Source organism: Capillibacterium thermochitinicola (genome assembly GCF_013664685.1).
GTDB lineage: Bacteria > Bacillota > UBA4882 > UBA10575 > UBA10575 > Capillibacterium > Capillibacterium thermochitinicola.
This window is the reverse complement of the sequence record NZ_JAAKDE010000019.1, coordinates 15,568-27,572: the sequence shown is the minus strand read 5'-3', so window position 1 is coordinate 27,572 and position 12,005 is coordinate 15,568. Positions and strand designations below refer to the sequence as shown.

Annotated in this window: 10 protein-coding genes and 2 tRNA genes; all 12 read right to left on the bottom strand. The window is 52.5% G+C overall.

Going from position 1 to position 12,005, the window contains the following annotated elements; translation table 11 throughout:
- Positions 1-86: 86 nt before the first annotated feature.
- Complete coding sequence (locus G5B42_RS09255; protein WP_181340190.1) at positions 87-2,444, bottom strand: PAS domain-containing sensor histidine kinase; 2,358 nt, start codon at positions 2,442-2,444, stop codon at positions 87-89.
- A gap of 206 nt (positions 2,445-2,650) precedes the next feature.
- Positions 2,651-2,726, bottom strand: a tRNA-Lys gene (locus tag G5B42_RS09250).
- A gap of 5 nt (positions 2,727-2,731) precedes the next feature.
- Positions 2,732-2,808, bottom strand: a tRNA-Met gene (locus G5B42_RS09245).
- Between the two features lie 81 nt (positions 2,809-2,889).
- Positions 2,890-3,273 (bottom strand): S1 RNA-binding domain-containing protein, encoded by a 384-nt coding sequence (locus G5B42_RS09240; RefSeq protein WP_181340189.1) that lies wholly within the window; start codon positions 3,271-3,273, stop codon positions 2,890-2,892.
- Between the two features lie 116 nt (positions 3,274-3,389).
- On the bottom strand, positions 3,390-5,567 hold the full coding sequence (locus G5B42_RS09235; RefSeq protein WP_407926909.1) for a Tex family protein: 2,178 nt from the start codon (positions 5,565-5,567) through the stop codon (positions 3,390-3,392).
- Positions 5,568-5,631: 64 nt separating this feature from the next.
- Complete coding sequence (locus tag G5B42_RS09230; RefSeq protein ID WP_181340187.1) at positions 5,632-5,910, bottom strand: hypothetical protein; 279 nt, start codon at positions 5,908-5,910, stop codon at positions 5,632-5,634.
- Between the two features lie 117 nt (positions 5,911-6,027).
- A complete protein-coding gene (gene yabQ, locus G5B42_RS09225) occupies positions 6,028-6,342 on the bottom strand; it encodes a spore cortex biosynthesis protein YabQ (RefSeq protein WP_181340186.1) in 315 nt (104 codons plus the stop codon).
- Positions 6,343-6,429: 87 nt separating this feature from the next.
- Positions 6,430-7,029, bottom strand: coding sequence for a lytic transglycosylase domain-containing protein (locus G5B42_RS09220; protein ID WP_181340185.1), 600 nt, complete (start codon positions 7,027-7,029; stop codon positions 6,430-6,432).
- A gap of 348 nt (positions 7,030-7,377) precedes the next feature.
- Positions 7,378-8,988, bottom strand: coding sequence for a CTP synthase (locus G5B42_RS09215; RefSeq protein ID WP_181340184.1), 1,611 nt, complete (start codon positions 8,986-8,988; stop codon positions 7,378-7,380).
- A gap of 66 nt (positions 8,989-9,054) precedes the next feature.
- Complete coding sequence (locus tag G5B42_RS09210; RefSeq protein ID WP_181340183.1) at positions 9,055-9,846, bottom strand: hypothetical protein; 792 nt, start codon at positions 9,844-9,846, stop codon at positions 9,055-9,057.
- A gap of 80 nt (positions 9,847-9,926) precedes the next feature.
- Positions 9,927-10,163, bottom strand: coding sequence for an FmdB family zinc ribbon protein (locus G5B42_RS09205; RefSeq protein WP_181340182.1), 237 nt, complete (start codon positions 10,161-10,163; stop codon positions 9,927-9,929).
- Positions 10,164-10,348: 185 nt separating this feature from the next.
- A complete protein-coding gene (locus tag G5B42_RS09200) occupies positions 10,349-11,962 on the bottom strand; it encodes a LysM peptidoglycan-binding domain-containing protein (RefSeq protein WP_181340181.1) in 1,614 nt (537 codons plus the stop codon).
- Positions 11,963-12,005 lie beyond the last annotated feature (43 nt).

Below are 12,005 nucleotides of genomic sequence, written 5' to 3'. Positions count from 1 at the left end.
TCATCTTTTGGGAAACTCCTTTGCCAAATAATAATTGACGCAACGGTCGGCGCGGGCGACACCTTTGAAAACACTTTAGCCTGAGCTTACTTCTCATCCTGCGGGGCTACCACCGGCAGAGTGAAATAGAAAGTACTCCCCTGCCCCGGTGTACTCTCCACCCAAACCGCTCCGTTATGGGCTTCCACCAACTTTTTCACGATGTAGAGACCCAAGCCGATTCCTTCTTCCCCGCCGGCCGGCGCCCGGTAATACCGGTCAAAGATCCGGGGCAAGTCGTCCGGGCTAATCCCTTGGCCTTCATCCCGAATGGCGACCACCATCCGGGTCCCGTCCACCCAAAATTCAATCTCGACCGGGCGATCCGGCGGCGAATACTTTAAAGCATTAGATAAAAGATTGACCAGGATGCGTTCCAGACGATTGGGGTCGGCGACAACCGGCAATAAAGGTTCCTTCTTGACCAGGCGAATCCGCTTAACGGCGATGACGCCTTGCATCCGTAGTAAAAAATCGTTGATAAACCGGTCCAGGTCAAGACAGACCGTCTTCAGGACCAACTGCCCAGACTCGATCCGTGTCGAATCAACAAGATCGGCGATCATATTATTCATACGGAGGGCGGAAACAGCGATCGCCTGGGCACTGTTGGCGATTTTGGTTTCCTCCTTTGCAATTAACCCCAACAACTGGGCATGGGACAGGATGACCGCCAGCGGCGAACGGAGATCGTGGGAGACCATATGTAAATAATCCTCTCTAATCTGTTCCAAATTCCGCAATTCGGTAACATCCCGGATGGTCACCAGATTCATGAAAATCTGCCCCTGACGGTCTTTGACCGCATTCCCGCTGATCAAAAGGCTCCGTTCTGTTCCGTCCGCCCTTTTTAGCCGGTACTCTTCGTCAGTGAAGTATTGTCCCGCCCGCAGGCGCGTCGTCAACAGTTCGTCCGGAGCCAGCCGCGACCCGTCTTTCCGGAACAAAGCAGCCGGCGACAGGAGTTCCTCAATCGTTTCCGGCCACCCTTGAACACCAGTGATCGCCAACGCTACTTTATTGGCCATCAACAGACGGCCGTTGGGGGCGAGCACCAAAACCCCTTCCCCAATATTATCCAGGAGCACCTGCTTCTGCATGTCCTGCCTTTCGGCCTCGGTCCACGCCTTCTGCTCAATGGCCAGCATTTTCTCCCACTCTTGCTCCGCTTGTTTCGCGTGGGTAATGTCGCGAAAGACCACCACCCCAAGGGTAAGTTCGCCTTTCCGGTTGCGCACGGGTGTTCCGCTGAAATTCCCAATCCAAGTCCGATCTTGGCTTAAATCTTCAACGATCAGTTCTAGATCAAAGAATGCTCCCCCCCGGAGCGGCCGGGCAAACGGGCTAGCCTCCGGGGGCAAAGCGGTCCCTGAAAGCTCTTTGAACCGGTACCTCCGGTTGTACTCGGCAACCGGGCGCAGCGTCTCCTCGGTGGCGTTGAACCCCATCATTCTCATCCCCGCCGGGTTCATAAACACTACCTGGCAACGGGGATCAGTAATGACAATCCCTTCTTTTAAGCTGTTCACCACGGCCTCCAATTGGGCCAGGCCGCTTTCGGCAATCTTCTCCGCGTCTTCCTGCTGCTTTCTGGCTTTTACCTGTTCGGTCACATCAACGACGATAAATAAAAGGGCGGGGGCTTCGGCTTCGGTTAGCTCCAAACGGATAATGGTCAGACGCCAGTAAACTACGCCCCGCTGAAAACCGTCAATCCGAAATTCTGAAGCCACAAAGGGCTCCCCCGTCATCGTCACATAGTCACACGCCCGGACCAGTCCGTTCTCATGTACGCCCGGGATCGTCTCCATGAGGGTCCGCCCCAATGCCCCCTTGTTTCCCTCCATAAACCCCCGGTAAACCGAGTTCGCCCATTTCAGCCGCAGGGAGATACTGTCATACACGGCAATCCCCACCGGCAGATTATTAAGGACCGCTTCCGCCGAGAGAAGCTGCTCAATCCGGCGTTTTTGCAGTGCGTCGATCAAGCTTTGGCCGGTTTGCCCTTGGTCCTCTGTCTTTTGGCCTTCAGGCCGGGCGGGTAAGCCGAAACTCTCTTCCCACCCTGCCGAAACCAAAAGCAACCACCCGGCAAAGGGCTGGCCCGGAGGGAAAACCGGAAGAATCTTCAGTCTCTCCGTAACAAAGGGTTTCTTTCTCTCCTGCACCTGGGCGCAAAGACCACGCAGCTTCACAGCAAAACCGGGAATGAGCTGGTCGATGTCGACTCCATACCAATTCCGGACCGGTGTCGGACTCTGCCGGATAAAATGGTCGTTCACTTTTATTACTTTATAATCCGGTCCGAGCAAAACCATCCCGTCGCCTGCATAGGTGAAGATGTTTTCCAATAATTCGGGGACGGCCTTTTCCGGAAAGGACGATGGAGTAAAACGCTGTTCCATCTTAAAAATCCTCCCACTCTTTCCACGGAAAACTGCCTCGGGTCAGGTACACAGGAAAGATCTTTTCTGCTGAAGAGGGAGTATCTTATGTTAACTTAATACTTCTATCTTTTGCCTACTTTCCCCTGTTATTAATTATACCATTAAAAAGCCCTCAAACTAAACCAAAAAAACCGTCCTTTCCGGACGGTCTTTAACTTTTTTAGTGGTGCGCCATCAGGGACTCGAACCCCGGACCCGCTGATTAAGAGTCAGCTGCTCTACCAACTGAGCTAATGGCGCATATTTGGTGGCGGTGACTGGATTCGAACCAGTGACACTACGGGTATGAACCGTATGCTCTAACCAACTGAGCTACACCGCCAAATAACGACTGCATTCCTGATTATAATACAAATCAATTGGTTTATCAAGATCTTTTTTCCGCGACCGGTCAACTGACCAATTATTTCCCCCTAAAAAGGCTTAAACGCCCTCCTCCTCTTCCTCCGCGTTTTGAATCCATGCTTCTTCTCAAGTCGGATTGGCGTTCATCAGAATCCTTTAAAAACTTCGCCAGCTTATCTTCGAAAGACTGCTGGCTTTGTCGGCTAGGCTTCGGGTGGGCTTGACGGATCGAGAGACCAATCTTTCCGTCTTGCATTGATAAAATCTTCACTTTAACCTGGTCGTTCAGTTGAACAAAGTCTTTGATGTCCTTCACATAAACATCCGCGACTTCGGAAATATGGACCAATCCGGTCATCCCTGGCGAAAGCTCCACAAACGCGCCGAAATTAGTGATCCCGGTGACCTTCCCTTCTACAACCTGGCCCACCGCAAAAGACATATTCAGTTTTTTCCTCCCCTTTGATTTAGAGAATACTCTCCAAAGTAATATATACTATTATATCTCAGTTAAAAATGTGTTGTCAAGGTTGTACGGATAAGGATAGATCTTATCGCCTATTCGACTCCTTTCATGGAGAGGGCAATCCGCCTGCGCTCCGGATCAACATTTAAAATCCGCACTTTCACCGTTTGTCCAATGGCAACGACATCCAAGGGATGGCGCACATACCGCGTCGCCAACTCCGAGATGTGGGCAAGGCCATCCTCCTCAACACCGATGTCAATAAAAGCGCCAAAGTCAACCACATTCCGGACCACGCCGTTTAGGATCATACCCGGTTTTAAATCGTTCATCGATTTAACATCCCGGCGGAAGACCGGGCCCGGCAACTCTTCACGGGGGTCACGTCCCGGGCGGCAAAGCCCGTCAACAATATCCTTCAGGGTGGGCAGGCCGACGTTCAATTTTTCAGCCATCGCCGGCAAATCAAGGGCTTTTAACTTTTCCCGCAACGCGGCCAGCCGGGAGGGGTTCCTTAAATCCGCACTCCCGTAACCCACCGCGGCCAGAAGGGCTTCGGCCACATGGTACGACTCGGGATGAATCCCCGTATTCTCCAGGCTATATTCACCGTCCGGCAAACGCAGAAAACCGGCCGCTTGCGTATAAACGTGGTTGCCCAGTCTCTTCACCTTGAGAAGTTCTTCCCGCCGCCGGAACGGACCGTTTGCTTCGCGGTACGCCACGATAGCACGGGCCAGCGTCGGTCCGATACCCGCCACGTTTTGCAGCAGGAAAGCCGAAGCCGTATTGAGATCAACACCAACATAGTTTACACAAGACTCGACAACGCCTTTTAGCGTTTCACCGAGGCGGTTTTGGTCCACATCATGCTGGTATTCCCCCACCCCGAGAGCCTTCGGTTCAATCTTGACCAATTCGGCCAGGGGATCCTGTAAACGGCGGGCGATGGAGACGGCCCCCCGCATGGCCACATCATAATCGGGTAGTTCTTCCCGGGCAATTTTGGAAGCGGAATAAACGGAGGCGCCGGCTTCGCTGACGATGGTATAATAAACCGGGCGTTCGATCCCGGCCAAAGTCGCCGCCACCAGTTCCTCAGTCTCCCGCGCGGCGGTCCCGTTCCCGCTGGCCACCAAATCAACTTGGTGTTCCATGATTAGCGCCGTCAAGATTGATTTGGCCTCTTCCCACTGGCTTTGGGGCGGGTGAGGGTAAATCGTCGTCGCCGCCACCACCCGGCCGATCGGATCGACCACCACCACTTTGCAACCGGTCCGGAAACCGGGATCGATCCCCATCACTGTTTTACCGCGGACAGGCGGTTGCAACAACAACTGCCGCAAATTAAGGCCGAACACTTTAATCGCCTGCTCTTCGGCAGTTTCCGTTAAAGCGGCGCGGATCTCCCGCTCGATACTGGGAAAAAGCAACCGGTCGAAACTATCCTCGATGGTAGCAATCAGGTGAGGGGTGAATATACTGGCCCGGTTCTTCAGAACCAGCTCTTCCAGGCGGCGAAGAAGAGGAGCCTGGTCAATTTGGAGACTGACCTTTAAATGTCCTTCCTTTTCGCCCCGGTTCAAAGCCAGCACCCGGTGGGGCGGAATCCGCTTCACCGGTTCACTATACTGGTGATACTGGCGGTAGACCTGTGCCTCAGGTTCTTCCGTCTTCAACTCCGAGGCAATCAAGGCATGTTCCCACAGGTAATCCCGGATCATCCGCCGCCACTCCGCCTGGTCCGCGATCTGTTCGGCAATAATATCCAGCGCCCCGGCCAGGGCTTGCTGCGGTTCTTCCACGCCAAGCTCAGGGTTGAGATAGGCCGCGGCCACCTCTTCCGGATCACCAGTGGTCAGTTCCTGAGCCCAGATTAAGGCGGCCAAAGGCTCCAAACCCTGTTCCTTCGCCTTGGTTGCTCTTGTCCGCCGCTTTGGCCGGTAGGGCCGGTAATAGTCCTCTACTTCCTGGCGGATCGTGGCCGCTCTAATCGCCTGCTCCAGCTCGGGAGTGAGTTTCCCCTGCTCCGCAATGCTCCGCAGGACCTCTTCCTTGCGCGCTTCCAGGTTCCGCAGATAACCCAGGCGTTCCTCCAACCGCCGCAGTTGTTCTTCATCCAGCCCGCCCGTAACTTCCTTGCGGTAACGGGCAATAAACGGCAAAGTATTGCCTTCATCAAATAATTTGACTGTTCGTCTTACCTGCTCAATCCCAAGTCCCAGTTCTGATGCTAACTGTGCAATCAGATCCAATGTTTTTAACCGCACCCTTTCTTCGTACTTTTTCCGGCTTTTTTGTTATTACAAAGCAAAAAGGCTGCTTGTCCGCCGTTCAATTCAGCCGCCCAGTTTCCGTCTCGACCAAAGTGTCAATTTCGGCCTGGCGCAACTGCCTTTCTAACTGCTCCATGATTTTTTGTTTCTCCCGCAGGAGGGACCGGGCGTCGCGTAAACGCCGGTTATAAATAAAATAACTATAAAGGCCGCTCCCAATCTGATAGATCAAGATCAAAAAAAGGAACAGCAAGAAAAGGGACAACCCCTTTACCTTAAACCGTTTCCGTCTATTTTCCGTTTCCACCCGTTTCGGAAAATAAACAATCCGGTCCATCTGCACTCCCCTTCCCTCGACCTTGACGCCAGCGTTTCCGCCACTGTAAAAATAAAAGGCCCATTTTTACTTAATTCGCTTCGCGCCCGTCCACTCCTGCCCTTGATCCAAACTTTGCTAAAAAAACCCCCGTCGGCGACGGAGTTTTCTTCTTAACAGTTTTAAATAAAGCTGAATCGTTGGATGAAAGACCCACCGGTAGCAGGCCACCCCAACGACTAAACCGACCCCTAAAGAAACCCGAAGTTCACCGCCGGTCGTAAAGAGGAGCACCGGAAAGATCAAAAAGACCGAGAGGACCCAGAACAAGAAATCGCCCATTTGCCGCCGACGGGTAAAGAAAAACAGACAGCCATCGTAGAGCAACCCCCAACCCAAACCGGTCAAAAAAAGAAACATGAGGGCATTGATTTGCCACCCAATTCCTTCCATCCTTGTGCCCGCCTCCCTTTTTTAATCTTTTATGTTCGTGTTCGGGAATTATGCCTGGCCACAAGGAAGAAATGGCTACTGTTCTGACTAGGCGTGGTGCTTTTTTACCCAAAGCAAAAAGATGGCCCACAAAACCAGCGTGCAGAGGAAGAGACCACGGAGGAAAGTGCGGCCGCGCCGGCTCAAGTCGTAAAGGTTGGCAAAACGGGCCTGCTCATCTTGGGCCAGCAGCTGCCCGAGCCGCCCCAGATAAGTCCGGGTCTCCCTGTACTTGGGGCGGACTTGATCCAGATCGACATTGGTCAACCCCGCATTATATGCTTCGAGCGCCCGGCCGGTTTCGCCGTCATAGTAGTCGATCAGTTCCTTTAGATAGCGCACGCCCGTGGCGATATTCGCTTCGATGTTGAAAATACAGTCCCGGCCGTGGTTCTTTTCGCCTGGCCGGTGCCGGCCGTCGCACTTCGAATCCGGGTTATAAGCCTGCCACACTCCAGGTGTCAACTGCATCAAACCACAGGCCCCCTTCGGTGAGTAAGCCTCGGGGTCAAAACTGCTTTCCACCTGGATCACCGCCGTCACCAGTTGGGGACTGACATTAAACAAGAGGGCATAACGGTGGATAATCTCGTGCATTTCCGTACTTACCGGAATCGTCCCGGCTGAATAGGAAAAATAAGCCCCCAAAACCTCCTTCAGCTGGGTCTCCTGTCGTTCGAGCCAAAAAAAACAACCCGGTCATGAGGAGAAAAAGCACCAGCATCAGCCTGAGGAAAGCCCGGAAAACCGGACGCGAAGGCCGCGCCCGGAAAACATCGATCAAAAGTAAAAACGGGCTGCAGACGATCCGGAACATTTGCAGTGGTAGGTTCTCTTTTTCCTTCCGGGACTTTACCTTCCGCACCGGCCTGTTCCCAGGAAGCGGATATGGCGTCTCCATGTTACCCCTCCCGTTCTTCCCTTTTCTGCGGCCCCCGCCCCTTCCCTGCTAAAGGTTAAAGGCGGGAAAAACGGGTTTTCGGGATTATCGCCAGTTTAGTGCCCTCCATTGCGTTTGGCTAAAGCAGCGCCGATAAAAGAAGAGAAAAGCGGTTGGGCGTGGTGCGGCCTTGATTTAAACTCCGGATGAAACTGGGTCGCGATAAACCAGGGATGTTCTGGTAGTTCGATAATTTCAACCAGGTTTTTGTCGACCAACACCCCGCTAATCAACAGGCCATGGTTTTTAAACTGTTCATAATAGCGGCTGTTTACTTCGTAACGATGCCGGTGCCGTTCTTGAATTACCTCCTGCCCATAGATGGCATAGGCTTTACTCCCCGGCTGAAGGCGAACGGGTTGCAGTCCTAAGCGCATGGTTCCGCCCAGGTTTTCAATGTCTTTCTGTTCCGGCAGGAGATCCACCACCGGGTGGGCCGTCTCCGGATTAAACTCGGAAGAATTGGCGTCCGTCAAACCGCAAACATGACGGGCAAATTCAATAATTGCGCACTGGAGACCGAGACAGATCCCGAAATAAGGGATCTTTTCCCGCCGGGCATAACCCGCCGCGGCAATCTTCCCTTCCACACCCCGGTAACCAAAACCGCCCGGCACCAAGATCCCATCCATTCCGGCGAGGAACTTTTCCGCACCTTCCGTTTCGATCTTCTCCGCATCGATCCAGTGGATCCGTACCGCCGTTTCGTGGGCTACTCCGGCGTGGTGCAGCGCCTCCGCCACACTTATATAAGCATCGGGCAGCGTAACGTATTTGCCGACTAAAGCAATATTCACCTCAAACCGGGGGTTTTTCATCTTCTCCACAAAGGCGCGCCACGTCATTAAATCCCGTTCCCCACAGTTTAAACCGAGCCGTTTGATGATAAACTCGTCCAAACCGGCCTTTTCCAAATAAAGGGGGACCTCATAAATGGTCTCAACATCGGGATTGGAGATCACGGCATCCTTTTTAATATCGCAGAAAAGGGCAATCTTTGCTTTTAGGTCATCCGGAATCGGCTGCTCCGACCGGCAGACGATCACGTCCGGTTGGATCCCGATCCCGCGCAACTCTTTCACGCTGTGCTGGGTCGGCTTGGTTTTTAGTTCGGCAGAAGAGGGGAGGTAGGGGACCAACGTCACATGGATATACATGGTATCATCGCGACCAACTTCCGATTTAAACTGGCGAATGGCTTCCAAGAAAGGCAAACTTTCAATGTCGCCGACCGTCCCGCCAATCTCAACAATCACCACATCGGCTTGGCTTTCTTCGGCCACCAGTCTGATCCGGTCTTTAATCTCGTTGGTAATATGGGGGATCACTTGCACCGTCCCCCCTAAAAAGGCACCCTGCCGCTCTTTGTTCAGGACGGACCAGTAGATCTTCCCGGTCGTCACGTTGTTATTCTTCGATAAGTTCTCATCGATAAACCGTTCGTAATGGCCTAAATCCAAATCGGTCTCCGCGCCGTCGTCGGTAACGAAAACTTCGCCATGTTGGTAAGGGCTCATTGTTCCCGGGTCGACGTTGATATAGGGGTCAAACTTTAAAATACTGACTTTCACCCCTCGACTCTTTAAAAGTCGTCCAATCGATGCTGCGGTAATCCCTTTTCCCAACGAGGAGACTACGCCTCCGGTAATGAAAATATATTTAGCCACTATTCTCCCCCTAGCTTTAAAAGTATCTTTATTAAGTCAGTTTTAGCATTAACTTTTTCGTGAACCCTAACCATTATTCCGGTCAAAACTTCCTCCAGCTGATTCTTCCAGGGCCGGGACGACGGGATCCGGATACTTCGCCATCACGCCGTGGAACAAGTGGATCATAAACACCTGTAAAAAGCTGCCGAAAAAGAGCAGTAGTAAGGGGGCGATCAACGTGAAAACCACCCCAACCAAAACCAGGATGAAGAAGGCACCAACAGTCAGCAGGGTATTGTCCAAGAACAAAATTAAGGTTTTCTTGATCACCTTTTTCACCGTATTACGTTGCAACACGAGAAGCCCCGGTAAATAAAGGGTAGCAAAGACCAAAAAAAGAAAAAGATACAACAGGAAAAAGCCTAAGATTTTCAGGGTAAAATCTTTTAACACAAAAAAACAGATGACCAGATCAACCAGGCAAAAAAGAAGGAGGCCCGTATAGAGCGCATAAACTCCCGCCGCTGTCCAATAGTGCTTCCTGAGCCCATCCCACAACCCCTTGAGTTCAGCCTCGTCGTTGATCACCTGATTCATCTGGTAAAACAGGACGGTTTGGACCGGGCCGAGGATGAAGGCGGCATAAGGGACCCCAAACATGAGGAAAGAAAGAAACAAGTTCAATGGATGAGTTTGGTTTTCCAAGGTAGCAGGCAATAGGTTAAAGAAAGGCTGCGCAAAAAGGATGGAAACCACCAACAACCCAAACCAAAGGACACTGATGAACATCGAATAACCTAAATGGTGGTAGATGTCAACAACCGTCTGTTTGAAGATGAAAAAGAGATTCCGCTCCTTTTTCCCCACTGACGCCACGTCGCTCCCCCCTTTAAGTCAGAACACAGGCAAATAGTCATTAAAAGAAAGGTCGCCTAAAGAAGGGACCTTTCTGAAATTTATGAAACCTTTTGTTCGCTTGTCGACGAAGATTGGTTACTGTCCTTGTCTTGGCTGGGTTTGCGGTTGTCGGTGATATAGAAACCGCTCCCTTTGAAGATAATCCCTACGTTGCGGCTGATCTGTCGCTGGGCTTCTCCGCCACAATGGGGACAAACCGTCAACGGTTCTTCGGTGATCTTCTGAAACCACTCGAACCGGCCGCATTTTGCACACATATAGTCGTAGGTTGGCATCTCCTCACCTCCATACTAAACACCAACGCTTATTTTAAGAAGTTTCGGCGATGTAACTTCGGTTTTTACCTACATTTCAATAATATACGCCAATTCCAGATGCTTGTCAAGGATTGTCCCCTCCGTAAAAAGCGCGGAAAAAAAGACGCCTTACGGCGTCTTTTGTGTCTTTCTCCTCCTTCCTTCTAGTTGGCAATCGGGACCTTTGGAATGAGGAGCTTTTTCCCTAAAACCAGCTCTTGGTCAGTACCGGTCAACTGGTTCGCCTTAGCCAGGGCCGCCATGGTCGTATTATAGCGACGGGCAATCCCCCATAACGTGTCACCCGGCTGCACCACGTAAAACAACATGCTTGGTTTCGGCCCTTCCTCCGGCAATACCAAGGCGCTGTCGCTAACCAGAGACAACTCGCGGTTTTGCGTTATGGTGATCATCGCCTTGAACTCCCAAACCAGTTTGATCGTTCTCTCGTCCTCCAGTTCCACTTTGGGCCGCTGGGGATTGAGGAAAACCCGGGCTTGCATCTCGGCTTCCACCCCGGGAAGGTCTAAGGTGGTGCCGAAGGTTAAAGCTTCCGTTCCGCCCTGCCCCCAACCGGCCGCCGTAATCACGTCCCCTTCTTCGCCCGCACCTTCCGCTTGGTAAAGAAGGGTGGCAAGGGCTTCTCCGGTGATGATCAACTGGTCATGGTCCAATTCCCATTCGATTTTGGGCTCCGTCACCATCACTTCCAAGACGTTTTTGATGTTTGGCCGCTGCTCCGGTAGGGTAAGGAGTTTTTCCACCACAAAGGAGCGTTCCGTTTCTTCAACTACTTCAACCCAGGAGCCAACTTCCCGTTTAAGATCGATGATCCCTTTTTCCGCCGACACGTCAGTAATGGCCTTTACCTGGCGGGTTCTGGTCAGGCACACGTCGGCACCAAGCTGGATCTGTACCCGGCAGCTTTCCGGATGCGAGGAAGTACACGCCACGCTCTCCACCCAAAGTTCATAGGAGACCGAAGACTCCTGCGGCAGCGGGGCTTCAACCGAGATCTGGAAGGGGAGCGCCCCACCGTTCTCTTCGGTCCATTTTTGGGTCTCCAGACCACCCTCCAGCCCATCTTCAGTCAGGGTGACGTAGACCAGATGTACTTCCAATTTCCCTTCGATGTTGACTTTTTCTCTGGCCACAGAAACCGCGGTCTGCACCGGGAAGGCTTGACAACTGATGATCCGACTCAGCGGCGGCCGCGGATAGATGAGGGCCAAAGTGTTGTTAAACTCCCGACTAACATGGGTTTGTAATAGCGGTTCCGCCACCAACAAATGCTCCGCTTCCGTATGGACCTGGGCTTCGGTTTCGATCTGCTCGACAAAGCCAACCGCCACCGGTTCATGGGCCCGCAACCGAACTTCCAGTTCCAATTGGTATTTTACTGTTCGTTCGGTCTCCGGTTGCAGTTTTGTTTTTAACAGGCGCACCTGCCAATCCCAGTCCGCCTTCGGATCAGGCAGCTCAACCTCGCCGTTTACAACCGCACCCTCCGTCCCTTTCCACACCATTCCATACACGGGGACCCGGTCCAAGCTTTCCTTTCCCCGATAAACCAGATGGACGTCAACGGTCCCGGACAAAAAAAGTTTGTTCCCGATGATTTCGCCTTTAATCTCCCGCAAGTACCCGTGGTTCGCCAGAACCGCTTCCAGGTCCGGACAATCGGCCGCCAAAGCGAGCTGACCCTGCGCTTCCAGTCCCTTGTTGGTGGTGTGTAAGGTTCTTTCCATCACGGCCTGCCCATAATGGCAAGTAAACATGCTACCCCCTCCTTGTGTAAATTTGCGTGCCAAAACCGCACGG